The sequence below is a fragment of the Burkholderia sp. Z1 genome, from assembly GCF_014893795.1.
Taxonomy (GTDB): Bacteria; Pseudomonadota; Gammaproteobacteria; order Burkholderiales; family Burkholderiaceae; genus Burkholderia; species Burkholderia theae.
On record NZ_JACFYL010000001.1, the window covers coordinates 1259950 to 1282812 of the forward strand.

At 68.0% G+C, this 22863-nt stretch carries 16 protein-coding genes; 8 read left to right on the plus strand and 8 right to left on the minus strand.

Annotation, left to right across the window (positions count from 1 at the left end):
• Positions 1 to 62: 62 nt before the first annotated feature.
• Both H3H55_RS05875 and cdpA read right to left on the minus strand, forming a co-directional pair.
• The gene (locus H3H55_RS05875) at positions 63 to 1556 is read right to left on the minus strand and encodes an HDOD domain-containing protein (protein WP_193097954.1); all 1494 of its coding nucleotides are present in this window, start codon (positions 1554 to 1556) and stop codon (positions 63 to 65) included.
• 27 nt (positions 1557 to 1583) lie between these two features.
• Complete coding sequence (cdpA, locus tag H3H55_RS05880; protein WP_226800110.1) at positions 1584 to 3326, minus strand: cyclic di-GMP phosphodiesterase CdpA; 1743 nt, start codon at positions 3324 to 3326, stop codon at positions 1584 to 1586.
• A gap of 278 nt (positions 3327 to 3604) precedes the next feature.
• Here cdpA and H3H55_RS05885 point away from each other — a divergent pair, with 278 nt between their 5' ends.
• Positions 3605 to 4153, plus strand: a complete 549-nt coding sequence (locus H3H55_RS05885) for a peroxiredoxin (RefSeq protein WP_129514118.1) — start codon at positions 3605 to 3607, stop codon at positions 4151 to 4153.
• A gap of 54 nt (positions 4154 to 4207) precedes the next feature.
• Here H3H55_RS05885 and H3H55_RS05890 read toward each other — a convergent pair whose 3' ends face one another.
• Entirely contained in the window at positions 4208 to 4837 is a 630-nt protein-coding gene (locus tag H3H55_RS05890; RefSeq protein WP_048249467.1) for an SDR family oxidoreductase, read from the minus strand.
• Positions 4838 to 5120: 283 nt separating this feature from the next.
• Here H3H55_RS05890 and H3H55_RS05895 point away from each other — a divergent pair, with 283 nt between their 5' ends.
• A complete protein-coding gene (locus H3H55_RS05895) occupies positions 5121 to 6593 on the plus strand; it encodes an NYN domain-containing protein (RefSeq protein ID WP_193097956.1) in 1473 nt (490 codons plus the stop codon).
• A gap of 85 nt (positions 6594 to 6678) precedes the next feature.
• On the opposite strand, the gene H3H55_RS05900 is transcribed toward H3H55_RS05895, so the two are convergent.
• The gene (locus H3H55_RS05900; protein WP_193097957.1) at positions 6679 to 7062 is read right to left on the minus strand and encodes a VOC family protein; all 384 of its coding nucleotides are present in this window, start codon (positions 7060 to 7062) and stop codon (positions 6679 to 6681) included.
• Positions 7063 to 7401: 339 nt separating this feature from the next.
• On the opposite strand from H3H55_RS05900, the gene H3H55_RS05905 reads away from it, so the two are divergent.
• The 6 genes from H3H55_RS05905 (at position 7402) to H3H55_RS05930 (ending at position 13278) form a co-directional block, all read left to right on the plus strand.
• Complete coding sequence (locus H3H55_RS05905) at positions 7402 to 7842, plus strand: (2Fe-2S)-binding protein (RefSeq protein WP_129514121.1); 441 nt, start codon at positions 7402 to 7404, stop codon at positions 7840 to 7842.
• The gene (locus H3H55_RS05910) at positions 7826 to 10030 is read left to right on the plus strand and encodes a xanthine dehydrogenase family protein molybdopterin-binding subunit (RefSeq protein ID WP_193097958.1); all 2205 of its coding nucleotides are present in this window, start codon (positions 7826 to 7828) and stop codon (positions 10028 to 10030) included. Before H3H55_RS05905 ends, H3H55_RS05910 begins: the two co-directional genes overlap by 17 nt.
• A gap of 33 nt (positions 10031 to 10063) precedes the next feature.
• A complete protein-coding gene (locus H3H55_RS05915) occupies positions 10064 to 10414 on the plus strand; it encodes a c-type cytochrome (RefSeq protein ID WP_193097959.1) in 351 nt (116 codons plus the stop codon).
• A gap of 123 nt (positions 10415 to 10537) precedes the next feature.
• Positions 10538 to 11629 carry a porin gene (locus H3H55_RS05920; RefSeq protein WP_193097960.1) on the plus strand — a complete coding sequence of 364 codons (1092 nt, stop codon included), beginning with the start codon at positions 10538 to 10540 and terminating at the stop codon, positions 11627 to 11629.
• 31 nt (positions 11630 to 11660) lie between these two features.
• Positions 11661 to 12623 (plus strand): AraC family transcriptional regulator, encoded by a 963-nt coding sequence (locus tag H3H55_RS05925; RefSeq protein ID WP_129514125.1) that lies wholly within the window; start codon positions 11661 to 11663, stop codon positions 12621 to 12623.
• Entirely contained in the window at positions 12601 to 13278 is a 678-nt protein-coding gene (locus H3H55_RS05930) for a helix-turn-helix domain-containing protein (protein ID WP_193097961.1), read from the plus strand. The genes H3H55_RS05925 and H3H55_RS05930 overlap by 23 nt, the downstream gene beginning before the upstream one ends.
• A 136-nt stretch (positions 13279 to 13414) precedes the next feature.
• Here the strand turns inward: H3H55_RS05930 and H3H55_RS05935 are convergent, their stop codons facing one another.
• The 4 genes from H3H55_RS05935 to H3H55_RS05950 form a co-directional block, all read right to left on the minus strand.
• Positions 13415 to 16723: an efflux RND transporter permease subunit gene (locus tag H3H55_RS05935; RefSeq protein WP_193097962.1), complete on the minus strand. Its 3309-nt coding sequence runs from the start codon at positions 16721 to 16723 to the stop codon at positions 13415 to 13417.
• 104 nt (positions 16724 to 16827) lie between these two features.
• Positions 16828 to 19941 (minus strand): MdtB/MuxB family multidrug efflux RND transporter permease subunit, encoded by a 3114-nt coding sequence (locus H3H55_RS05940; protein ID WP_193097963.1) that lies wholly within the window; start codon positions 19939 to 19941, stop codon positions 16828 to 16830.
• 15 nt (positions 19942 to 19956) lie between these two features.
• Positions 19957 to 21315 carry an MdtA/MuxA family multidrug efflux RND transporter periplasmic adaptor subunit gene (locus H3H55_RS05945; RefSeq protein WP_193097964.1) on the minus strand — a complete coding sequence of 453 codons (1359 nt, stop codon included), beginning with the start codon at positions 21313 to 21315 and terminating at the stop codon, positions 19957 to 19959.
• A gap of 251 nt (positions 21316 to 21566) precedes the next feature.
• Entirely contained in the window at positions 21567 to 22391 is an 825-nt protein-coding gene (locus tag H3H55_RS05950) for an IclR family transcriptional regulator (protein WP_129514130.1), read from the minus strand.
• Positions 22392 to 22863 lie beyond the last annotated feature (472 nt).

Genomic DNA, 22863 nt, shown 5'->3' on the forward strand with positions numbered 1-22863 from the left:
CACGATGCAGCCGGCCGCTTATGCGGCCGGTTTGCTTTTGGGAGGTGGAAACGGCGGCCGCGTCAGGCAGGAAAGAACCGGCCCAGTTCGCGGGCGAGTTCGTTGAGCACGCTCATCTCCTGCTGCGTGATCTTGCGCGCGGGCTGCGCGCCGGCCCAGTCGCCGTACAGCAGCGCGACGCTCGTCGTGCCGACGCGCACGGGCAGCAGCACGAACGCGCGCGTGTCGTCGAACGCGTCGAGATACCACGCGGGCAGGCGCTTGAGCATCTTCGGTTCCTGCGCCTGCTCGATGAAGATGCCGACCGAGTTCGAGATCGCGAGATGAAACACGTCCGGCTCGAAGCGCTCGTCGAAGCGCAGCCGGTCGAGCGCCGTATCGACGCCGGGGCCGAAGCCGAGGCGCGCGGCGAACGTGCCGTCGTCGTGACGCACGAACATCACGGTGCGCGTGAACGCAAGGCCGGCCAGCAGGCTTTCCGACGCGAGCGCGAGCACCGGCGTCAGCACGTGCTCGGACGGCAGCGCGCGCAGGTCCGCGAGGCCGGCTTCGAGGCACGCCTCGGGCTCGGCCTGCGCGCGCGCGATTGCATCGGCGTTCGCGCGCAGCTCGACGATCTCGCGCATCACGGTGTCGCTTGCTTCCTCGCGCGCGAGCCGCTCGGCGATCTCGACGAGCGCGTCGGGCTCCATGTCGAGCTCGGTGCCGTAGTGCTGCGCGAGCGTCGCGATGCGCGCGTCGCGCTGCGGGCTGGCGGGCATCACGAGCGCACCCGCGACGTCGGTCGAGCAGCGGCTCACCGCGCGCAGCCAGCGGACGCGGTCGGCAGGGCCGTCATCGTCTGCATGGCCCGCGTTGCGGTCGTCATCGTCGTATTCGTCGTCGCGGGCCGCGTGGTGGTCGTCGGCCATCCCCGCGCGGATCACGTCGGGCAGCCGCCAGCGCGTGGCCGCCTCGAGCCCGATTTCATCGAAGCCGACGCCGAGCACGTCGGCGCAGGCGGCCGCTTCGTCGCCGTTCAGTTCGGCAGCGCGCCGGCGGATCCGATCCCATTCGCTGTCGAGATAGCAGACCACGAGCAGCTTGCCGACCTGGCGCATCAGCGTGCAGACGACGGCTTCCTCGCCCGCGCGCAGTTCGGCGCGCTCGGTGAGCTTGCGTGCGACGCAGCCGGACAGCAGCGCTCGGTTCAGTTCGAGCTTCGCATCGATGCGCCGCGGCGTGCTGTGGTGGAAATGGTCGACGAGCTTCAGCCCGACGACCAGGTGGCCGACCGCGTCCATGCCGAGCACCATCAGTGCGCGGGTCACGGTCGTGATGTTGCCGCCGAACGCCATGTACATCGCGGAGTTCGCGAGCCGCAGCACTTTCTGCGTGAGCGCGAAGTCCGACAGGACGACGCGCACGAGCGCGGTGAAGTCGAGGTCGTCGTTCTTCATCGCGGCCATCGTCGCGCGCAGCGATTCCGACAGCAGCGGGAAATCGCCGCGTTCGCTCATCCGGGCCCACAGCTTGTCGATCAATGCGGTGCGGGGCATGTGTTCGGTGATTGACATACGGATCTATCCGGTTCGCCGCGCGCGTCAGGCGGCGGCGTGCAGGTGCAGCTGGTGCGCCTCGAAGCGCCGTGCGAGCTCCTCGGACGGCAGCGCCTGGCAGACGAGCCAGCCCTGGATATGGTTGCAGCCCATCTCCGTCAGCAGCGCGCGCTGCGCCTCGGTCTCGACGCCTTCGGCGACGAGCTCGAGATCGAGCGTCTGCGCGAGGCCGACCACCGCCGATACGATCGCGCGGTCATTGCGCGACGTCAGCAGGTTCTCGACGAAACTGCGGTCGATCTTCAGCTTCGCGAGCGGGAAGCGCTGCAGGTACGCGAGGCTCGAATAGCCAGTGCCGAAATCGTCGATCGCGAAGCGGATGCCGAGATCGGTCAGCTCCTCGAGCAGCCCCTTCGCATGCGCGGGATCGTGCATCAGCAGGCTTTCGGTGATTTCGAGCACGATGCGGCGCGGGTCGATGCCCGTCAGCGCGATCGCCTCGCGCACGCTTTGCGTGAAGCGCGGGTCGCGGAACTGCTGCGGCGACACGTTGACCGCCACGTACTGAAGCGCGAGCCCCTGGCGGTCCCACGCGACGAGCTGCATGCACGCGGCCTTGAGCACCCAGTTGCCGAGGTAGTTGATCAGGCCGATCGATTCGGCGAGCGGAATGAAGGTCGCCGGCGGCACGAGGCCGTGCACCGGATGGCGCCAGCGGATCAGCGCCTCGACGCCGACCACCGCGCCCGACTGGCTGCGCGTGATCGGCTGGAAATGGAGCGAAAACTCGCCGTTGCGCACCCCGTCGTACAGGTCGGCTTCGAGCTTGAGCCGTTCGGCGTCGGCCGGATCGTCGACGGGCGCATGGAACGCGAGCGCGTTGCCGCCCGATGCCTTCGCCTGCGCGAGCGCGTGGTCGGCACGGCGCAGCAGCGGGCTGTGGTGCTGCGCGCGATGCGGTGCGGCACGTTCGTCGGGATAAAGCGCGATGCCGATGCTCGCGGACAGGTGCACGGTCTGCCCCTGGTACACGTAGGGCTCGCGCACCGCGGACTGCAGCCGGCGTGCGAGCGCATCGGCGGCATTGCTTGCCTGCGTGCGGTTCGCCGCGCCGAGCACGACCGCGAACTTGTCGCTCGCGACCCGCGCGAGCCGTTCGTTCGGCGTGACGAGCGCCTTCAGCCGCTGCGCGGTCTCGCGCAGCAGCGTGTCGCCCGCGTCGTAGCCGAGCGCGCGGTTGATCCGCTGGTAGTCGTCGAGGTCGAGCAGCAGCAGCGCCGCGCAGGTGCCGTCCTCGTCGGCGGTCTGCTGCGCGCGCATCAGCGCCGGCACGAGCGCGGACAGGTTGTCGAGCCCCGTCATCGGATCGTGGTGCATTTCGTACGTGAGGCGCGCCTCGAGCGCGCGCCACGACGACACGTCGAACGCGGCGATCGCGAAGCCGTCGACCCCGTGGTGGCGGCTCTTGAACGCGCGGACCTCGACGTCCAGCGGGTAGGTGAGCGACTTGACGATGCACATCGTCGCCTTCTCGACCTGGCCGGAACGTGAGGCGCGCGCAAGCAGGCCTTCGAGCGCCGAGGTATCCTGTTCAGCGATCAGGTCGCGCAGCGTCAGCGTGTGCAGGTAGTCGCGGTGGTAGCCGATGAAGCGCAGGCTCGCGTCGGACACGTACAGAAAGCGCAGCTCGCGGTCGACATGGGCGAGGAAATCCACCGTGCCGACCGTCTGTTCCAGCCAGTTGCGCACGGAGTCGTCGCGACGCGGCGCGCCGGCGCGGGCGGGCATCAGCGCGCCGCCCGACCAGGCGAAGCGGCGCAGCGTATGCAAGGCACTGCGCCAGGAGCCCTTGCGTGACGTCTGTTTCCTGTTGGCTTCCATGTTTCTCGCTGACGTGAAGGGCTGGAACCGGTTGTCCGGAAGGAATAACGGCAGACTGTGCGGAATCTTTAACGGGCCGGGCGCGGATGGCGCTGCCGCTGGGCCGGATTGTACTCGGGGCGTTCGACAGGCGAACGCCGGCGTGGCCTACATCGAGGCTGACTTTATAAGAAATGAGGACGCAGATGAAGCGAAAACTGTTGCTGGGCGCCGTGGCGGCGCTGGTGGCCGGCCATGCGCTGATGGCGCAGGCGGAACTGAAGCCGGGTGCCGCGGCGCCCGACTTCACGACGCAGGCGTCGCTGGGCGGCAAGACTTACACGTACTCGCTCGCGGACGCGCTGAAGCAGGGGCCGGTGGTGCTGTATTTCTACCCGGCCGCGTTCACGAAGGGCTGCACGATCGAGGCGCATGCGTTCGCGGATGCCGTCGACCGTTACAAGGCTTACGGTGCGACGGTGATCGGCGTATCGGCAGACAATATCGATACGCTGACGAAGTTTTCGGTGAGCGAGTGCCGGAGCAAGTTCCCGGTCGCGGCCGACCCAGACGCGAAGATCATCCGTGAATACGACGCGAAGCTGCCGGCGATCGACCGCGCGAACCGCGTGTCGTACGTGATTTCGCCGGAAGGGAAGATTCTCTACGAATACACGAGCATGTCGCCCGACAAGCACGTCGAGAACACGCTCGCTGCCGTGAAGGCGTGGGCCGACGCGCACCCGAAGCAGTAAGCCCGGCGCTGCCGGCCCGGCCCGCGCCGCCGCCCGGCAGCGCGCGGCGGGCCGCTACGCGCGCAAGGCCTGCTCGATCGGCACGCTGCCGCCGACGAAGCCGACGGTCTTGCGCGAGATGCCCAGCTTGATCGCCTCGATCGCGGCCCATGCCACGTCCTGCCGCGACACCGGCGGCGCGGGGTCGAGCCACGCGTCGGTCAGTGCGATCTTGCCGACACCCGGCCCGTCCGCGAGCGGGCCCGGGCGCAGGATCACGTAGTCGACACCCGACGCGATCACGCGGTCGTCGCCTTCGCGCTTCATCTGCGAATAGTGGTGCAGCGCGTCCGGGCCGAGTTCGGGCCGGTACGCGGACAGCGAACTGATCACCACGAGCTTTTGCGCGTTGTAGGCCAGCGCGTAGTCGGCCGCGCGGGCGACCGCGTCGCGGTCGATCTGCTCTTCTTCGGCCGCGCCGTCCGATTCGGCCGAGCCGGCCGCGTAGATCACGTGCGTGATGCCCTGGAATGCGTGCGAGAAATCGTTCGTCAGGTCGGCCTCGACGACCCGTGCGCCGGCCAGCGCATAGCCGTGCCGGCGCACCAGCGCCGTGACCTCGAACTCCGGCTGCTTGAGCAGCAGATCCGCGCAGGCCTGGCCCGTTCGGCCGGTCGCGCCAATCAGCAGTAGCTTCGTCGTCATGAAACCGCTCCTTGCTCGATGCGTCATCCTTCCAGATAGGGACGGACGACCAATAACTCAAGTGTAATGTCGATTTGCCCCGGCGGCGGGTGCGTATTAAGGGGCGTACCGGCGCGGGCGTACCGGCTCGGGCATCCCGGCGCGGGCATATTGTTGCGACGGCCGTTCACGCCGTCATTCATTCACACGGATTCGGGAATGACGCGCCGACCGGCTATCATGTGCGCGATGCTTTTTTCGCCGCTACGTCATACAACGCGTCGGCCAACCGGTTGGAGTACACATGGCATTACCCCTGGACAACGTCAGCATGGCCGTGTTCTGCGACTTCGAGAACGTCGCGCTCGGCGTGCGCGACGCGAAGTACGAGAAATTCGACATCCAGCCCGTGCTGGAGCGCTTGCTGCTGAAGGGCAGCATCGTCGTGAAGAAGGCCTATTGCGACTGGGATCGCTACAAGGGCTTCAAGGCGTCGATGCACGAGGCGAGCTTCGAGCTGATCGAGATTCCGCACGTGCGCCAGTCGGGCAAGAATTCGGCCGACATCCGGCTCGTCGTTGACGCGCTCGACCTCTGCTACACGAAGTCGCACGTCGATACGTTCGTGATCATCAGCGGCGACTCGGATTTCTCGCCGCTCGTGTCGAAGCTGCGCGAGAACGCGAAGAAGGTGATCGGGGTCGGCGTGAAGAAGTCGACGTCGGACCTGCTGGTCGCGAACTGCGACGAATTCATCTTCTATGACGATCTGGTGCGCGAGCAGCAGCGCGCGCTCGCGAAGCGCGAACAGCAGCGCACGGGCAACAGCCCGGCGAAGCGGCCCGACGAACCGTCGCGCAAGCACGAGATGGACGCGCGCAAGGCCGAGGCGATCGCGTTGGCGGTCGAGACGTTCGATGCGCTCGCGTCGGAGCGCGACGACGTCGGCAAGATCTGGGCGTCGGTGCTCAAGAGCGCGATCAAGCGTCGCAAGCCGGATTTCAACGAGTCGTACTACGGGTTCCGCGCGTTCGGCAACCTGCTCGACGAAGCGCAGGCGCGTGGCCTGCTCGAAGTGGGGCGTGACGACAAGTCGGGCGCGTTCGTGTCGCGGGCACGCCAGCAGGCGGCCGCGGATCATGCCGCAACGGCCGGTGACGGCGGCTCGGCCGCGCACCACGGCACGCGCGAGCCGGCGCGGGCCGAGCGCCAGTCGCGCCGTCGCGGGCAGCGGGCGGAAGCGGTCGTGCACGAAAGCGTGCAGGTCGAGGCGGAGGTGGAGGAGGTGGCGGTGGCGGTTGCCGAGCTCGCCGACGCAGCGGCGCTCGCGCCGGTCGAGACGACCGACGCCACCGAAGCGACCGATGCGCACGGCGACGCGAAGGATGGCCGCAAGCGCGCACGCAAGAGCGCGGCCAAGAAGGCCGGTGCGAAGAAGGGCACCGCCGCGAAGAGCGCCGGCCGTCAAGCGGCCGGAAAGCCGGACGACGCCACGCAGGGCGGGGCGAAGCACGGTGAAGGGAAGCACGCGCACGGCAAGCATGCCGACGACACGCATCGCGACGCGGAACAGCGCGACGAGCGGCACGCCGCGGTGACGCACGCCGAGCCGGCGGCCGCCCGGCCGTCGCATGACGCCGCGCCGGTTGAATCGGCTGTCGAGTCGGTTGCTGAAGCGGCGGTCGACGCGCCCGCCGACGCGAAGCCGAAGAAGCCGGCCCGCAAGGCGGCGCCGCGCGCGCGTCGTCCGCGCAAGACCGCGGCGACCGCCGAGTAACGGCGGCTGGCCGGGTGTCGTCCGCAACAGGTCGGCACCCGTGCTACGCCATACCGGTCGGTGCAACGCCGGCCGGCCTGACGAACTAGCCGTTCAGCACGTACGGTCGGGTCATCACTTCGAGGAAGTGGCCGTCCGGGTCGTCGAAATACACGCCGCGGCCGCCGTTGTGGCGGTAGATGTCATCGGGTTGCCGCTTGGCTGGATCGGCCCAGTGCGGCAGCCCGCGCTCGCGAATGCGGGCGATTACGCGATCGAAGCCGGCTTCGTCGGTCAGGAACGCGTAGTGCTGCGACGTGATCTCCCCCGCCGTTTCGTAGAAATCGAGCGACACGCCGTTGTCGAGCGGGACGACCAGCATCGCGCCGAACGGCGTCGGCGGCGGCAATTCCAGCAATTCGGTGAGGAAGCGGCTCGACGCGTGCTTGTCGCGGCACCAGACGATCGTATGGTTGAGCTGGACGTCCATGGTGTGTCCCCGTGAAGGGCACGGTGGTGGGCATGGACACACGATAGTCGATCGCCGCGCGCGGTCAAGGCGGGATCGCGCACAACGTCGTTCGGCGGCCGATGCCGTCGGCAGCGTGATCGCATCGTTCCCACTGTGCCGGCCATTCCTCCGCACCGCCCGCCCTTGCTCGCACGGCTTTCGCCCCGAATCGTCAGCGGAAACGATCTGGACGATCGGTGCCTTTTTCTGGAACCAAGGTCATTGGCGTGGCTTTTTGCGCCGCGAAGAATCTCCCTCAATCCATCGCCGTCACCCACCGGGTGGCAAACGGGCGATGCGGAACGAGGGAGGTAGACGATGCGCTTCACGCTGAACGGGCAGCCATTCGATTTCGACGGCGATCCCGATACGCCGCTTCTGTGGGTCATTCGCGACGCGGCGAAACTGACCGGCACCAAATTCGGCTGCGGGATCGGCGCGTGCGGTGCCTGTACCGTGCACCTGGACGGCGAGGCAACGCGTTCGTGCGTGCTGCCGGTCGCGAGTGTCGCGGGCCGGTCGATCACGACGATCGAGGGGCTGTCGCACGATCGCTCGCACCCGGTGCAGCGCGCGTGGATCGAAAAGGACGTACCGCAGTGCGGCTACTGCCAGTCGGGCATGGTGATGGCTGCCGCTGCGCTGCTCGCGCAGCACCGCAAGCCGACCGACGCGCAGATCGACCAGGCCGTCACGAACCTGTGTCGCTGCGCGACCTATCAACGCATCCGCGAGGCGATCCATGTCGCGGCGGGCTGACGCGGTGCGAGCGGCGCGCGTGCCGAACGCGTCGCGGCGGATGTTCCTGAAGAGCGGCGCGGCGCTGGCGGGCAGCCTGTTGCTGCCGCTGTCGATCAGCGACGTCGTGCAGGCGGCCGGCGACGGCGCACGCTTTCGCGAGATCAACGACTGGGTGCGCGTCGATGCCGACGGCAGAACGATCATCGGCCTGTCGCAGGCGGAGGTCGGGCAGGGCGTGTACACCGGGTTGCCGCAGGTGCTGGCCGACGAGATGGATGCAGACTGGCGCAGCGTGACGGTCGAGTTCGTCACCGGGCGCGACGCGTACCGGATCCACGCGGCGAACGAGCCGCCGCAGCAGTTCGTCGGCGCGTCGATGTCGGTGACGATGTTCTACACGCGGCTGCGAATCGCGGGCGCGCAGGCGCGCACGGCATTCCTGAAGGCGGGCGCTGCGCGGCTCGGCGTGCGTGCGACGCAATGCATGACGCGCGACGGCCGCGTGATCCACCTGCAGAGTGGCCGTTCGCTGTCGTACGGCGCGCTCGTCGACGACGCGGCGAAGCTCCCGCCCGAACCGAATCCTCGCCTGAAGCCCGCCTCCGCCCATACGCTGATCGGCAAGGCGCTGCACAAGCTCGACGTACCGGCCAAGGTCGACGGCAGCGCGATCTACGGCATCGACGTGCAGGTGCCCGACATGCTGGTCGGCGCACTGACGATGGCGCCGACGCTGAACGGCAAGCCCGTGGCGGTGAAGAACCGCGACGCGGTGCGCGCGATGCCGGGTGTCGTCGACGTCGTGCTCGCGAAGGATGCGGTGATCGTCGTCGCGCAGAGCTACTGGCAGGCGAAGAAGGCTTGCGACGCGGCCGACGTCGCGTGGGATGCGGGCCCGACGGCGGCATTCGACAGCGCGACGATCCTTGCGCAGTGCAAGGGCGCGCTGCAGGCCGCGCACGCGGTCGTCGCGACGACGATCGGCGAGCCCGAACGCCGTCTTGCCGAGGCTGGCACGGTCGTCGAAGCGGATTACCACACGCCGTACATCGTCCACGCGACGATGGAGCCGGTGAACGCGACCGTGCACGTGCGGGCGAACGACATCGAAGTGTGGGGGCCGGTCCAGGGGCAGGACAAGGTGCGCTGGGCGCTGTCGTCGCTGTTCGGCGTGCCGGCGGACCGGGTCGTCGTCAATACGACGTTTCTCGGCGGCAGCTTCGGCCGCAAGTACGTGCCCGACTTCGTCGTGCACGCGGCCGTTGCGTCGAAGGCGGTCGGCCGTCCGGTGAAGGTGATCCGTTCGCGCGAGGACGATATCCGGCACGGCTTCTATCGGCCGTGCGCGTCCGCGCGCCTGCGCGCGGTGCTCGGCAGCGACGGGCTGCCGGTCGCGCTGCATGCGCGCGTCGCCGGGCATTCGCTATACGCGGCGATCAAGCGCGACATGTACGAGAAGGCCGGCGGCTGGGACGAGACGATGCTCGACGGTCTCTACGACCTCTGCTACGACGTGCCGAACCTGCTCATCGATTCGGTCACGGTGATGCAGCCGATCCCGGTCAGCTTCATGCGCAGCGTCGGCAGCACGTCGAGCGTGTTCTTTCTCGAAAGCTTCGTGAACGAGCTCGCGCACACCGCGCAGGCCGACCCGGTGCAATACCGGCGCGCGCTGCTCAGGCACGACCCGCTCGCGCTACGCGTACTCGATGCGACGGCCGCACGCGCGAACTGGTTCGGCCGCGCGCCGGCGGGCGTGTCGCGCGGTGTCGCGTATTCGCTGTACACCGGGCGCGGCGGCGCGTTCAGCACCTACGTCGCGATGATCGCGGACGTGCGCGTGACGGGTGGCAAGGTGAGGCTCGAGCGGATCGTGTGCGGCATCGACTGCGGCCGCCCGATCAATCCGCTGCTGATCCGCGAGATGGTCGAAGGCGGGATCGGGTTCGCGCTGACCAACACGTTCCGCAGCGAAATCACGTTCGAGCACGGTGCGGTCGTGCAGGGGAATTTTGCCGACTACCCGCTGCTGGGCCTGGCCGACATGCCGAAGGTCGAGGTCGTGATCGTCGACAGCGACCGCGAACCGCAGGGCTGCGGCGAGGTTGCGCTGCCGCCGGTCGCGCCTGCGGTTGCCGACGCGATCTGGCGCGCGACGGGCGAGCGCCCGCGTTCGATGCCGTTTTCTGTTCCGCTCGCGTCCTGAGCGGCCCGTTTCTCCACTCATCCGGTCATCACCATGTTTCGAGCTCAATTACGGGCCGTCTCCGTCATCGCTTCGTGCGCGACGATCCTCGCGACAGCGGCCGTCGCGGCGCCTCCGGCCGACGGCACGCTCGCCCGGCAACTTGCCGAGCGCCATGCGTGCCTGGGCTGCCACGCGATCGACCGCAAGCTGGTCGGCCCCGCCTATCGCGAGGTCGCGGCGCGCTACGCGAACGACCCCGGCGCGGCCGACAAACTTGCATTGCACATCCGCAACGGCAGTGCCGGCGCATGGGGCGCGGTGCCGATGCCGCCGAACCGCATCGACGCCGGCGACGCGAGGTTGCTCGCCGACTGGATCCTGGCCGGCGCGCATACGCCGTAACGACGGTTTGCGCCGGCGCATGCAGGGCCGGTGCGAACCGGGCAGCACGGCAGTCCGAGGTGGTTCGAAAACGGGCTGCCGATCGATATCAAGCATAACTACACGATAGGTCTGGAGACTTCCATGAAACAGTTCCGCACGGCCGCCACGGCCGTTTCGTTCGCGGCGGCTGCTGTCGCGGCGCCGCACGCGTATGCGCAAAGCAGCGTGACGCTGTACGGCATCGTCGACACCGGCGTGCAGTACTACAACCATGCGGCAGGCGGCGGATCGGTCGCCGGCATGCCGTCGCTGACGGGCGAGGTACCGTCGCGCTTCGGCCTGCGCGGCGTCGAGGATCTCGGCGGCGGCTATCGCGCGTTCTTCGTGCTCGAGAGCGGTTTCGCGATGAATTCCGGCGCGCTGAACTACGGCGGCCGGATGTTCGGCCGGCAGGCGAACGTCGGCATCGATTCTCCGTACGGGGCTGTCACGCTCGGGCGGCAGATGAACATGTCGATGCTCGTGCTGCTCAACGCGGACGTAATCGGTCCGTCGATCCATTCGATGGCGAGCTTCGACAGCTACCTGCCGAACGCGCGCAGCGACAACGCGCTCGGTTATCTCGGCCACTTCGGCGGGGTGACGGTCGGCGGTACCTACAGCACGGGCCGCGACGGCGCGGGCCCGGCCGGCCCGTCGGCGACGAACTGCGCGGGCAATGTGCCGGGCGACCCCGTCGCATGCCGGCAATACACGATGATGGTCGCGTACGACGCACCGCAATTCGGGGCAGCCGCGTCCTACGACGTCATGCATGGCGGCACCGGCGCGTCGGCGCCGCTGTCGAGCCCCGGATACACGGATACGCGCACCATCGTCGACGCATACGTGAAGTTCGGCGCCGCGAAGCTCGGCGCGGGATGGATTCGCCGCAACACGGCGGCCGCGAGCCACGCCCAGTCCGACATCTTTTTCGCCGGCGGCACGTACGCCGCGACGCCGGCGCTATCATTCGACGCACAGGCGCTGCGCTACCTGCTGCGCGGCCGCTACGATTCGAACCTGTTCGTGGCGCGCGCGAATTACCTGCTTTCCAAGCGCACGATGTTGTACACGTCGGTCGGCTACATGACGAACAGCGCGCTCGGCACGTCGTCGGTCGCGGCGGGCGGCACCGTCGGCGCGGGGCAGAACCAGGTCGGCGTGATGGCCGGCATCCAGCAGCGCTTCTGATGCGGCGCCGCGAATCACGGAGACATCGACGATGGCGACCGATCTTCTCAGCGACGTACTCACGGACCTGCGGGCCGACGCGGTCGTGACGGGACGCTTCACGTTGAGCGCGCCGTGGGCGATCCGCAAGCCGGCCGTCGCGGGCGCGCCATTTCGCACATGCGCGGGCAATCCGTTCTTCCTGTGGGTCGACGGCGCGGCACCCGTGCACATCGAGCCGGGCGACTTCGTGTTGCTGCCGCACGGCGACGAGCACGTGATGGCGTCGTCGCTCGACGAGCCGCCCGTGCCGTTCGATACGCTGATGGCCGACAAGGGGATTCGCCCGCGCTTCGATACGCCGCTCGAATTCGTCGCGGGCGGCGGCGGCGCGACGAGCGAGCTCTACACCGGTATCGTCGTGTATCGCGACATCGTGCGCAGCCCGCTGTTCTCCGTGCTGCCGCCGCTGATCCACGTGCGCGCGAACGACGCGGCCGTCGCGCCGTGGCTCGCGAGCACGCTGCAGAGCTTCATCGAGGAATCGATGGCGTGCCAGCCCGGCTGGGCGGTCGCCGCGACCCGTCTCGCGGACGTGCTGTTCGTGCAACTGCTGCGTGCGCATCTGCAGTCGTCGGCCAATCACACGGGCTGGCTGCGCGGCCTGACCGATCCGCAGATCGGCCGGACGATGGCGCTGATGCATCGCGACCCGTGCCGCGACTGGCATCTGGCGAGCCTCGCGGCCGAGGCCGGCATGTCGCGCTCGCGCTTTTGCGCGCGTTTCGCCGAACTGGTCGGGGAAACGCCGATCGTCCACCTGACCGCGTACCGGATGTATCTCGCGAGCGGCGATCTTGCGCAAGGCAAGCGCCGGCTGATCGAGATCGCCGAGCGGGTCGGCTATACGTCCGAGAAAGCATTCGCGCGGGCGTTTCACCGCTGGTCGGGCATGGCCCCGCGCCGGTATGCGCGCAATGCGCAGGATCTGTATGACCTTGCACAGCATGGATGACGGCGCGCCGCGCTATCGGGTGCCGGCGCTCGAACGCGGGCTGGCGATTCTCGAGATGCTGGCGGCCGGGCAGCCGCCCGCGACCTGCGCCGAACTCGCGGTGCGGCTCGGCGCACCGCGCAATTCGGTTGCACGGTTGCTGAAAACGCTCGTTCGGCAGGATTTTCTCGTGGTCGACGTGCGTGGTCGCTATCGGCCGGGAACCGCGGTCGCGCGCGTCGCCGCGGCTTATGTCGGTGCCCGGGCGGAAGTCGTGCACGCTCGGCCCGTGTTGCGGGCGCTATGCGAGCGTAGCGGTTTGGCCGCGCAACTGCTTCGGCGCGACGGCGCGGAGGCCGTCGTTCTCGCGCAGGCGGTGCCTGATGCGTCCGGGTGCCTCGTCGCGCGCATTGGCGCGCGCTTCGTCGGGCGACCCGCTGAAGCGGGAGACGTTGCGCGCGTCGGTGCGCATGAGGTCTGGCGGCTCTGCGGGCATGCGGTGCCGCGGCAGGGGACCGGCATCGTCGCGATGCCGGTCGATGCGGCGGGGCCGCTTGCGATCGGCGTCGCACTCGGCGACCCGGACGACGCACGACGGCAACAGGTGCTCGGGATGATCGACGACGCGACGCGGCAGTTGTCGTGCGCGCTGGCCGGGCTCGCGGAGCGAAGCTGATCGCGCGTTTGCGGCGATGCGCGCCGCAGGGGCGGCGCCACGACGCGCGGGGCATCGCAGGCTTGCCGCCGTTTGCCCGGGACTTCGCGACGGTGCTGGCCAGCACGCGGGGCGGAACAACCCGGCCCGCGCGCCATCACTCCCCGGCGACCGCCGGCCCGCCGGAATTCCCGCGGCGGTTGCGGCGCTTCTCCGCCCTCACGCGCAGCCGGTCCATGTACAGATAGACGACCGGCGTCGTATAGAGCGTCAGCACCTGCGACACGATCAGGCCGCCGGCGATCGCGATCCCGAGCGGCGCGCGCAGCTCGGCGCCGTCGCCGCTGCCGAACGCGAGCGGCAGCGCGCCCAGCAGCGCAGCCATCGTCGTCATCATGATCGGGCGGAAGCGCAGCAGGCATGCCTCGTGGATCGCGTCGAACGACGACTTCTGGTTGTTGCGCGTCTGGTCGATCGCGAAGTCGACCATCATGATCGCGTTCTTCTTCACGATGCCGATCAGCAGGATCACGCCGATCAGCGCGATGATGCTGAACTCGGTCTTGAACAGCAGCAGCGCAAGCAGCGCACCGACACCGGCCGACGGCAGCGTCGACAGGATCGTGATCGGGTGGATGTAGCTCTCGTACAGGATCCCGAGCACGATATAGACGGCCAGCAGCGCGGCGAGGATCAGGATCGGCTGGTTGTCCAGCGACTGCTGGAACGCCTGCGCGGTGCCCTGGAAGCTGCCGACGATCGTCGGCGGGACGCCGAGCTGCGCCATCGTCTGGTAGATCACCTGGGTCGCCTGCGACAGCGACACGCCCGGCGGCAGGTTGAACGAGATCGTCGTCGCGACGAACAGGCCCTGGTGGTTGACCGACAGCGGCGTCGTGCTCGGCCCGAACGTGGCAATCGCCGACAGCGGGATCATCGTCGATTTCGACGTCGACACCGATGCACCCGACGACGCGCTCGACTTGCCGCTGGCCGCGATCGCGTTGAGCGCCTGGTTGCGCGCGGAATCGGACGCGATTGCCGCGGCGCTCTGGGTGGCCGTGCCGGCGCTCGACGTGCCGGCCGACGTCGCGACGTAGGTGCCGGCCGCCGCGTTGGTGGTCTGCGAGCCGTTCGCGCTGCCGCCCGACGTGCTGACCCACACCTGGTTCAGCATCTCGGGGCTCTGCCAGTATTTCGGCGCGACTTCCATCACGACGTGGTACTGGTTCAGCGGGTTGTAGATCGTCGAGACCTGGCGCTGGCCGAACGCGTCGTACAGCGTGTTGTCGATCTGCGCGGGCTTGATGCCGAATCGCGCGGCCGTCGCGCGGTCGATCGTCACCATCGCCTCGAGGCCGCCTTGCTGCTGGTCGGAGTTCACGTCGGTCAGTTCGGGGCGCTTCTGCAGCGCCTCGGTCAGGATCGGCCCCCACTTGTACAGGTCGGCGCTCGAATCGCCGAGCAGCGTGAACTGGTACTGCGCGTTGCTCTGCCGGCCGCCGACGCGGATGTCCTGCGCGGCCTGCAGGAACGTGCGTGCACCCGCGACGTCCGACAGCGGCGGGCGCAGCTGCTGGATCACCTGGTCGGCCGTCAGCTTGCGCTCGGTGCGATCCTTCAGCGTGACGAACATGAAGCCCGAGTTGGTCTGCGTGCCGCCGGTGAAACCCGCGACGCTCTTCACGTTCGGGTTGCTCTGCACGATCCGCATCATCTCGGAGAACTTCAGCTTCATCGCCTGGAACGACGTCGACTGGTCGGCCTGGATGCCGCCGATCATCAGCCCGGTGTCCTGCTGCGGAAAGAAGCCCTTCGGCACGACGATGTACAGGTACACGTTCAGCCCGATCGTGGCGAACAGGGTCATCAGGATCAGCAGCGGCCGGCGCAGCGCCCACGACAGCGAGCGCTCGTAGCCGCGCTGCATGCGCGCGAAGCAGCGCTCGAGGAAGCGCGCGAAGCGGCCCTCGGTTTGCGGGTCGTGCGATTCGGCCAGCAGGCGTGCGCACATCATCGGCGTGACGGTGAGCGACACCGCGAGCGACACGGCGATCGCGAGCGACAGCGTCAGCGCGAACTCACGGAACAGGCGCCCGACGATGCCGCCCATCAGTAGGATCGGCAGGAACACCGCGACGAGCGAGATGCTCATCGACAACACGGTGAAGCCGACTTCGCGCGCGCCGTCGAACGCGGCCTGCATCCGCGACTTGCCGTTCTCGATGTGCCGCGAGATGTTCTCGAGCACGACGATCGCATCGTCGACGACGAAGCCGGTCGCGACGATCAGCGCCATCAGCGACAGGTTGTCGATCGAGAAGCCGAGCAGGTACATCGCGCCGAACGTGCCGATGATCGAGATCGGCACCGCGACGCTCGGGATCAGCGTCGCGCGCCAGTTGCGCAGGAACAGGAACACGACCATCACGACGAGGCTGATCGCGATCAGCAGCGTGTGCTCGGTGTCCTTCAGCGACGCGCGGATCGTCGTCGAGCGGTCGAGTACGGGCGTGACCGTGATGTCGGCCGGCAGCGACGCGGTGAGTTGCGGCAGCGCCGCGCGCACGCGGTCGATCGTCTCGATGATGTTCGCGCCGGGCGAGCGGTAGAGGATCACGAGCACCGCGCGCTTGCCGTTCGACAAACCGAGGTTGCGCAGGTCCTCGACCGAATCGACGACGTCGGACAGGTCGGACAGGCGCACGGCCGCGCCGTTGCGGTAGGCAACCACGAGGTCGCGGTATTGCGACGCCTCGGACGCCTGGTCGTTCGTATAGAGCTGGTAGCGCTGCGGGCCGAATTCGATCGCGCCCTTCGGCGCGTTGGCGTTCGCGGACGCGAGCGCCGCGCGCACGTCCTCGAGGCCGATCCCGTAGTGGAACAGCGCCTGCGGTTCGAGCTCGACGCGCACGGCCGGGTTCGCGGACCCGCTCACCGAGACCTGGCCGATCCCGTCGATCTGCGACAGCGACTGCTGCAGCACCGTCGACGCGGCGTCGTACAGTTTCGCGGCTGACGAGGTCTCCGACGTCAGCGACACGATCATGATCGGCGAGTCGGCCGGGTTGACCTTGCGGTAGGTCGGGTTGCTCTTCAGCGCGGCGGGCAGGTCGGCGCGTGCCGCGTTGATCGCGGCCTGCACGTCGCGCGCGGCGCCGTCGATGTCGCGGTTCAGGCCGAACTGCAGGGTGATCCGCGCATTGCCGACCGTGCTCGTCGACGTCATCTCGGAGACGTCGGCGATCGAGCCGAGGTGCCGTTCGAGCGGGCTCGTCACGCTGGTCGCGACGGTCTCGGGGCTCGCGCCCGGCAGCGACGCCTGCACCGAGATGGTCGGGAAGTCGACCTGCGGCAGCGGCGACACCGGCAGCTTGATGAACGCGAACAGGCCCGCGAGCGCGACGCCGATCGCGAGCAGCGTCGTCGCAACGGGGCGGGTGATGAAGGGGCGCGACAGGTTCATGTCGGCACTCGCTGGGCCGCCGCGTGTTCCGACGGATGCGTTTTCGGGAGATGGGGGGGCTGCGCCCCCCCACGCGAACGAAGTGAGCGTGGGGGTCGTTTCATTTACGCATCCGTGCGCTTGCCGGCATCGGGGCCGTGGCGTTCGAACCAGCCGCGCACGCGGCGCGCGAGCGAGTCGAAGCCGAGGTAGATCACGGGTGTCGTGAACAGCGTCAGCACCTGCGACACGATCAGGCCGCCGGCGATCGCGATCCCGAGCGGCTGGCGCAGCTCGGAGCCCGCGCCGGAGCCGACGATCAGCGGCACCGCGCCGAGCAGCGCGGCGAGCGTCGTCATCAGGATCGGCCGGAAACGCAGCAGGCACGCCTGGTAGATCGCCTCGCGCGGCGGCTTGCCTTCGACGCGTTCGGCCTCGAGCGCGAAGTCGATCATCATGATCGCGTTCTTCTTCACGATACCGATCAGCAGCACGATGCCGATGATCCCGATGATGTCGAGATCGTGCCCGGTGATCATCAGCGCGAGCAGCGCGCCGACACCGGCCGACGGCAGCGTCGACAGGATCGTGATCGGGTGGATGTAGCTCTCGTACAGCACGCCGAGCACGATGTACATCGTGATGACCGCCGCGAGGATCAGGAACAGCTGGTTCGACAGCGATGCCTGGAACGCGAGCGCCGCACCCTGGAAGCGCGTCTGGAACGACGCGGGCAGGGCGATGTCCTTCTCGGCGGCATCGATCGCCTTGACGGCCTCGCCGAGCGATGCGCCGGCCGCGAGGTTGAACGAGATCGTCGTCGACGGGAACTGCGACAGGTGCGCGACCAGCAGCGGCGACGGCCGCTCGTGGAACGCCGCGATCGACGACAGCGGCACCTGGCCGCCGCCGGCCGACGGCAGGTAGATGTCGTTCAGCGACTGCGCGTAGTGCTGCTCCTTCGGTTCGGATTCGAGAATCACGCGGTACTGGTTCGACTGCGTGAAGATCGTCGACACGATGCGCTGGCCGAACGCGTCGTACAGCGCGTTGTCGACGGTCGCCGGCGTGACGCCGAAGCGCGCGGCGCTCGCGCGGTCGATCTCGATGTAGACGGACTGGCCGTTGCTCTGCAGGTCGGTCGCGACGTCGGCGAGCGACGGCTCCTGCTGCAGCCGCGCGACGAGCTTCGGCACCCAGGTCGCGAATTCGTCCGGGTTCGGGCTCGTCAGCATGAACTGGTACTGCGTCGGGCTGACGGTCGAGTCGATCGTCAGATCCTGCACCGACTGCATGAACAGCGAGATGCCCGTGATGTTCGCGACGCGGTGCTGCAGGTCGCGGATGATCTGCGCGGCCGTTTCGGAGCGATCGTCGCGCGCCTTCAGGTTGATCAGCATCCGGCCGCTGTTCAACGTGATGTTGCTGCCGTCGACGCCGATGAACGACGTGAGGCTGTCGACGTTCGGATCCTTCAGGATCTCGGCCGCGAGCGCCTGCTGGCGTTCGGCCATCGCGCCGTACGAGATCGACTGCGGCGCCTGCGTGATCGCCTGGATCACGCCCGTATCCTGCGCGGGGAAGAAGCCCTTCGGCACGTACACGTACAGCAGCCCGGTCAGCACGAGCGTCAGCACCGCGACCACGAGCGTCGAGCCCTGGCGGTTCAGCACCCATTCGAGCGCGACCCCGTAGCGCGCGATCACCCAGTCGATCGCGCGGTGCACACGTGCCTCGAAGCGGTGGCTCTCGGGCGGCGGCGAATGGCGCAGCAGCTTCGCGCACATCATCGGCACGAGCGTGAGCGACACGATCGCCGAGATCACGATCGTCACCGCGAGCGTGATCGCGAACTCATGGAACAGGCGCCCGACCACGTCGCCCATGAACAGCAGCGGGATCAGCACCGCGATCAGCGACACCGTCAGCGAGATGATCGTGAAGCCGATCTGCTTCGAGCCCTTCAGCGCGGCCTCGAGCCCCGATTCGCCTTCCTCGACGTAGCGCGCGATGTTCTCGATCATCACGATCGCGTCGTCGACGACGAAGCCGGTCGCGATGGTGAGCGCCATCAGCGACAGGTTGTTCAGCGAGAAGCCGGCCATGTACATCACCGCGAGCGTGCCGATCAGCGACAGCGGCACCGACAGGCTCGGGATGATGGTGGCGTAGATGTTCGCGAGGAACAGGTACATCACGAGCACGACGAGCCCGACCGCGAGCAGCAGCTCGAACTGCACGTCGCGCACGGCCGCGCGGATCATCGTCGTGCGGTCGGTGACGATCTGCACGTCGAGCGCGGCAGGCAGCGTTTCCTGCAGCTTCGGCAACTGCGCCTTGATCGCGTCGACCGTCTGGATCACGTTCGCGCCGGGCTGGCGCTGCACGTTCAGGATGATCGCGGGCTCCGAATTCACCCACGCGCCGAGCTTGGTGTTCTCCGAGCCGGCGACGACCGTCGCGACGTCGGTGAGCATCACCGGGCGGCCGTTCTTGTAGGCGACGACGGCGCTGTTGTACTGGTCGGCGCTCGTGAGCTGGTCGTTCGCGTTGATCGTGTACGCGCGCGTCGGGCCGTCGAAGTTGCCCTTCGGCGTGTTCACGTTCAGGTTCGAGATCGTCGTGCGGAGATCGTCGAGGTTCATCCCGTACTGCGCGAGCGCGGTCGGGTTCGCCTGGATGCGCACGGCCGGGCGGTTGCCGCCCGAGAGGCTGACGAGGCCGACGCCCGCGATCTGCGAGATCTTCATCGCGAGGCGCGTGTCCGCCAGATCCTGTACCTGCGTGAGCGGCAGCGTCTTCGACGTGACCGCGAGCGTGATCACCGGCGCGTCGGCCGGGTTGACCTTCGCGTAGATCGGCGGGGCAGGGAGGTCGGACGGCAGCAGGTTGCCGGCCGCGTTGATCGCGGCCTGCACTTCCTGTTCGGCGATATCGAGCGGCAGGTCGAGCGAGAACTGCAGCGTGATCACCGACGCGCCGGCCGAGCTTTGCGACGACATCTGGTTCAGCGACGGCATCTGCCCGAACTGCCGTTCGAGCGGCGCGGTGACCGACGAGGTCATCACCTCCGGGCTCGCGCCCGGGTAGAAGGTCTGGACCTGGATGGTCGGATAGTCGACCTCGGGCAGCGCGGCGAGCGGCAGGAAACGTAGTGCGACGAGACCGGCCAGCATGATCGCCGCCATCAGGAGGGCGGTGCCGACCGGCCGGAGAATGAAGAGGCGGGATGGATTCATCGAGCGGCCCGCGCGTTATTGGGCCGCTGCTTGCGACGCACCGTGCTTGTGTCCGCCGCGATGGCCGCCCGCGCCCGATGCACCCGACGCCGCACCGGCGCCGTGCGCGCCTGACGCGCCTTTCGGCTTGTCGGCCGGAATCGAGATCGTCGCGCCTTCGCGCAGGCGGTCGGACCCGTCGGTCACCACGCGCTCGCCGAGCGCGACGCCGCTGACGATGCTCGTGCGTTCGCCGTCGACCGGGCCGGGTGTGACCTTGCGTACCGTTACCGTGTTGTCGGGTTTCACGACGTAGACGAACTGGCCGATCGAGCCCGTCAGCACGGCGGACGTCGGCACGATCGTCGCATTGCGCATCACGTCGACGAGCAGCCGCGTGTTCACGAACTGATTCGGGAACAGCATGCCTTCCTTGTTATCGAAGTTCGCGCGCAGCTTGACCGTGCCCGTGCTCGTGTCGATCTGGTTGTCGAGCGTCGCGAGCGAGCCCGTCTCGAGCGGCACGGTGTTGTTGCGGTTGTACGCGGTGACCGACAGCTTCTGGCCCGCGTTCACCTGCTTGATGATCTGCGGCAGGTTGTCTTCCGACGTCGTGAAGATCACGCTCATCGGCTGCAGCTGCGTGATCACGACGATGCCGTTGCTGTCGCCCGGCGTCACGTAGTTGCCGGGGTCGACCTGGCGCAGGCCGACGCGGCCCGACACGGGCGCCGTGATGCGTGCATAGGTGAGGTTCAGCTTCGCGGAATCGATCGCGGCCTGGTCGGTCTTCACCGCCCCTTCGTATTGCTTGACGAGCGATGCCTGCGTATCGACGGTTTGCGATGCGATCGAATCCTGCGACAGCAGCGTCTGGTAGCGCTTCAGGTCGAGGCGGGCCGTCGCGAGCAACGCCGCGTCGCGCGCGTGCGTGCCTTCGGCGTTCTCGAGCGACACCTGGTACGGACGCGGGTCGATCTGCGCGAGCACGTCGCCTTTCTTGACGATCTGGCCTTCCTGGAACGCGACCGACTGCAGGTAGCCCGACAGCTGCGTCTTGACCGTCACGTTCGCGAGCGGCGTCACGGTGCCGAGCGCGGACAGCACGATCGGCATCTCGCCCTGCGTCGCGGTCGCGACCGACACGGGCTGCGGCAGGTTCGCCATCGCGGCGGGGCCGCCACGGCTGTGACGCGCGCCACTACCGCTGCTCGCCCCCTGGGCCGCGCTGCCGGCCGCGGCGGCGGCGGGCGTGCGGTTCCACGGATGCCACCACAGCAGGCCGCCGATGACGACGACCGCGATCGTACCGACCAGCAGCGTGCGGCGCGGACGTCGTGCAGCGGGTGCGGCAGGGTCTTTCGAAGGGGGCGTGGGCTTTTGTTCGTTATCCATCGTTTCTGTCAGGAAGACGGCGCGGGGTGCCGGGAAGCGGACTGCTTGCTGGGCTGCGCGTGGGCATGCGGTGTCGGGAGGGCCGGCTCGGTCCGGGGCCCCGCCGACCCGCGCGGGAAAAGAGCGGTGCGCACCGCGAATGCGGCGCGACGATGGGCATGATCCTACGTCCCGTCCCCGTTACAGTCCAGTGGTCTATCTTTCAACGGGTTACGGTCGTTACAGAACACGACAGAACGATGACGAATCGATTACATGCTGACGCGCCGGGCCGGTGCGCCGCCGATTTCGCGCGTGATTTTCGCGATGCATTCGTGCAGCGCGGGCACCACGTGTTCCTGCAGCCATTCGGGCGGGCACTGATGCGACGCGCCACCGCAATTCACCGAATAGCGCTGGCCCGACGGGCCGACGAAACCGGCCGCGACCGCATTCAGGCCCTCGCGCCATTCGCCGATCGCGATCGCGTGACCTTCGCGCATCGCGTCGTCGAGCGCGGGGTTCAGGTGCGCGGACACATGCGGCCAGTCGTCGCCCGCCGTGGTGCGCAGCGAGTCGAGCAGCAGGCGGCGCTCGTCGTTCTCGAGTGCGGCGAGATACGCGCGGCCCACTGCCGTGCGCGCGATGTCCATCCGCGAGCCGATCTCGAGGCGCGTGACGAGCACGGCCGAGCGCGGCCGGATCACGTCGATCGCGACCATGTCGAGCCGGTCGCGCACCGCGAGGTGCACGGACAGCGACGTGCGTTCGGCCAGCTCGATCATGAACGGCCGCGACCGCGCGCGGATGTCGAAGTTGCGCAGGAAGCCGTGGCTCAGCTCGAGCACCGACGCGGTGAGCACGAAGCGCTCGCTGTCGGGAAGCTGGAACAGGAAGCCGGCGCTGACGAGCGTCGCGGTGATGCGCGACACGGTCGGCTTCGGGATACCGGTCAATTCGGTCAGTTCGCGGTTGCTGACGGGGGCGTCGGCAGCCGCGATGCGGCGCAGCACGGCGAGGCCGCGGGCGAGCGCGGTGATCTCGTCGGGCGACGATTCGCGTTCTCGGGAGACAGGCGGGGTTACAGTGGTCGACACGAGGGATTCTCTCTAATTCCGAAACTCGATTTCAATTTTGTTGGTATTGTAGGACTATTGTCAAAAGATGCATGTTCCATGGGCAAACCGGTCATTGGATGAGATTTTACGGGTTCACCCTTGGTTTATTAGGAAAACGCTCAATTGAGCATTGCCGGAAAGTACATGAACCGGTGCAAATACCGCTTGACTTGTCGGGCGGAAACGGAAAGAATGTCTCACGTTTTCGAAACATCGTTTCAAGAGTTTAACCGGCAACGATGTTTCGCGCAGTCTCTCAGGTTCTAGCACGGCCCTCGGAATGGCTAGAACTTTTTTAGCGCCACGGTCTCCGTGGCGCTTTTTTTTGCCCGTCTTTTTGACTGTCCGCCCGGACGCGTCAGGCCCGTATTATCTCCCGATCCCCGCAAACGCCCGTCCGACCCCGGACGGCGCAGGCTCGCGCGCGACATTCACGCGATTCGCGCGCGCA

Bases quoted from the DNA above. Each gene is read 5' to 3' on its own strand.
- cdpA (WP_226800110.1), bottom strand. From the start codon at position 3,326: ATGCCCGCCCGCGCCGGCGCGCCGCGTCGCGACGACTCCGTGCGCAAC.
- H3H55_RS05875 (WP_193097954.1), bottom strand. From the start codon at position 1,556: ATGTCAATCACCGAACACATGCCCCGCACCGCATTGATCGACAAGCTG.
- H3H55_RS05895 (WP_193097956.1), top strand. From the start codon at position 5,121: ATGGCATTACCCCTGGACAACGTCAGCATGGCCGTGTTCTGCGACTTC.
- H3H55_RS05885 (WP_129514118.1), top strand. From the start codon at position 3,605: ATGAAGCGAAAACTGTTGCTGGGCGCCGTGGCGGCGCTGGTGGCCGGC.
- H3H55_RS05945 (WP_193097964.1), bottom strand. From the start codon at position 21,315: ATGGATAACGAACAAAAGCCCACGCCCCCTTCGAAAGACCCTGCCGCA.
- H3H55_RS05935 (WP_193097962.1), bottom strand. From the start codon at position 16,723: ATGAACCTGTCGCGCCCCTTCATCACCCGCCCCGTTGCGACGACGCTG.
- H3H55_RS05915 (WP_193097959.1), top strand. From the start codon at position 10,064: ATGTTTCGAGCTCAATTACGGGCCGTCTCCGTCATCGCTTCGTGCGCG.
- H3H55_RS05905 (WP_129514121.1), top strand. From the start codon at position 7,402: ATGCGCTTCACGCTGAACGGGCAGCCATTCGATTTCGACGGCGATCCC.
- H3H55_RS05910 (WP_193097958.1), top strand. From the start codon at position 7,826: ATGTCGCGGCGGGCTGACGCGGTGCGAGCGGCGCGCGTGCCGAACGCG.
- H3H55_RS05940 (WP_193097963.1), bottom strand. From the start codon at position 19,941: ATGAATCCATCCCGCCTCTTCATTCTCCGGCCGGTCGGCACCGCCCTC.
- H3H55_RS05890 (WP_048249467.1), bottom strand. From the start codon at position 4,837: ATGACGACGAAGCTACTGCTGATTGGCGCGACCGGCCGAACGGGCCAG.
- H3H55_RS05925 (WP_129514125.1), top strand. From the start codon at position 11,661: ATGGCGACCGATCTTCTCAGCGACGTACTCACGGACCTGCGGGCCGAC.
- H3H55_RS05900 (WP_193097957.1), bottom strand. From the start codon at position 7,062: ATGGACGTCCAGCTCAACCATACGATCGTCTGGTGCCGCGACAAGCAC.
- H3H55_RS05920 (WP_193097960.1), top strand. From the start codon at position 10,538: ATGAAACAGTTCCGCACGGCCGCCACGGCCGTTTCGTTCGCGGCGGCT.
- H3H55_RS05930 (WP_193097961.1), top strand. From the start codon at position 12,601: ATGACCTTGCACAGCATGGATGACGGCGCGCCGCGCTATCGGGTGCCG.